The sequence below is a fragment of the Salinibacterium sp. genome, assembly GCF_031364185.1.
In the GTDB taxonomy this organism is placed as follows: Bacteria; Actinomycetota; Actinomycetes; order Actinomycetales; family Microbacteriaceae; genus Rhodoglobus.
The window spans coordinates 1-1,891 of record NZ_JANLVV010000192.1; the positions used below are offsets into that span (position 1 = coordinate 1).

General features: G+C 67.4%; 2 protein-coding genes. One reads left to right on the forward strand and one right to left on the reverse strand.

The window, feature by feature from the left end; genetic code table 11:
* A partial coding sequence (locus RMN95_RS08295) for a PLP-dependent aminotransferase family protein (protein WP_309616463.1) occupies window positions 1–863 on the reverse strand: 863 nt, incomplete at its 3' end.
* Window positions 864–923: 60 nt separating this feature from the next.
* Between RMN95_RS08295 and RMN95_RS08300 the strand changes: the two genes are divergently transcribed.
* Window positions 924–1,661, forward strand: a complete 738-nt coding sequence (locus tag RMN95_RS08300; protein WP_309616464.1) for a hypothetical protein — start codon at window positions 924–926, stop codon at window positions 1,659–1,661.
* Window positions 1,662–1,891: the final 230 nt, after the last annotated feature.

The following is a 1,891-nucleotide window of genomic DNA, read 5'->3' on the forward strand; positions in this document are numbered from 1 at the left end:
AACGGCAGCGCGGGCGCACCGTCGAGCCCGAGCTCGGCCATCGTCTCGTCGGCGATGAGGGTGGTGCCGTGCCGTGCTGCGAGGCCAAGCACCCGCTGCTTCAGGTCGACCGACATCGACACTCCGGTGGGGTTGTGGTTGTCGGGCATGAGATAACCCAGCGACGGACTGGTGCGCTGGATCGCCTGCTCGAGCCCGATCTCATCCCAGCCGCCCTCCGCGGTGACGCTCACCGGCACGATTCGAGCCCCTGCCGCCTTCAGGGAGTCGAGGGCGTGCGGATAGGTCGGGTTCTCGATCAGTGCCCTGTCCCCGCGCGCCATGATCGTGCGGGCCACGAGTGAGATCGCATGTTGGGCTCCGATCGAGACCATGATCTGGTCGGCAGTAGTCGGCAGCCCCCTCGCGGTGTAGCGATCGGCCAGCGCCTCTCGAAGCGCCGGGATGCCGACCGGGTCGAATCCGGAGTCGGCAAGGTAGGTGGGCAGCTGCTCGACGGCGAGCTGTGCTGCCGGGACGATTCCTGGGATCGCGGGCAGGGTCGCCTTGCTGAAGTCGAGGTAGCCCGGCTGCGACTCCGTCTGCCCGGGAACCCGGAACGGAAGCTGGACGATGCTGCCGGATCCGCGCTGGCTGAGGAGGTAGCCCGCCTCACGTAATTCCGCATAGGCCGCGGTCACGGTGGTGCGGCTCACCTGCAGTTGGGCCGCGAGCTCGCGCTCGGCCGGAAGCCGCGTGCCAGCCGAGACCCTGCCGTCGAGGGCAAGCAGGCGGATGCGGCCCGCGAGAGAAGAGTAGGCGACTCCGCCATCCCGCCACCCCGTAAGAAGAGGGGCCAAAGCGCGAGCTGATACCAGGTTCATAATGCCAATATACAGAATTGGCATCTTGCTCGCAGTCCAATTAGCTCTTTGAATGGTGGGGTGGCTCGTCGACTTATACAACTCGCTCTGGGGCTCTTTCTCTATGGGTTCGCCATCGCGATGATGCTTCGGGGCGCCCTCGGAGCCTCGCCGTGGGATGTGCTCAGCCAGGGAGTTGTTCTCCGCAGCGGTCTGAACTTCGCCGTCGTGACCATCGCGATCGGGGCGTTGGTGCTTCTACTGTGGATTCCCATCCGCCAAAAGCCCGGCATTGGCACGGTGGCGAACGTGCTCCTGATTGGCCCGTCCATCGAGGTTGGACTGTGGATGCTGCCACAGACCGAGGCTCTGTGGGCGCGAATCCTGTTGCTCGCGGGCGGCCTGGCCGTGCTGGCCATCGCCACGGGGCTGTACATCGGGGCGCGATTCGGCCCCGGCCCTCGCGATGGACTGATGACGGGCATCCATCGCCGCACAGGCCTGCCGATCTGGGTCGTACGCACCTCGATCGAGGTGATCGTGCTGGCCGTGGGGTGGCTGCTTGGCGGCACGGTCGGTGTCGGTACTCTCGCGTTCGCGTTGCTCATCGGGCCGATGGTGGGCGTGACCCTGCCCCTGCTGCGGGTGCCGGGTGGGCCCGCGGTTGCTGCCGGCGCGCCCGCCACCACCGCGCCGCGCCGCACCGTCGCCGCGCCCGCGTCACCTGCGCCGGTCGCTCAGCCTTCGGAAATTCAGGAAGCGGGCTCCACCCCGGCTCATCCCACGCCGAAAACGCCCCGTGGAGGCGCGATCTCCTGAGTTTCCGAAAGCTGCGGCGCTCCCGCCGGCAGCTCACATGCTCAGTCAGTCGCGCGAGCTCGCGAGCATGCCCGGCAAGAGTTCACTGAACCGCACGGACCAATCCCCGTCGACCCCAAGCCAGAGTGCAGTAACGGCCCTCTATCGCCGGAGGACAGGGCCACGACTGCACTCTCAGTTGCGGCGAGTGCAGCGACGCGGTAGCGCGGCCATGCGCGCCGAACTGCGCA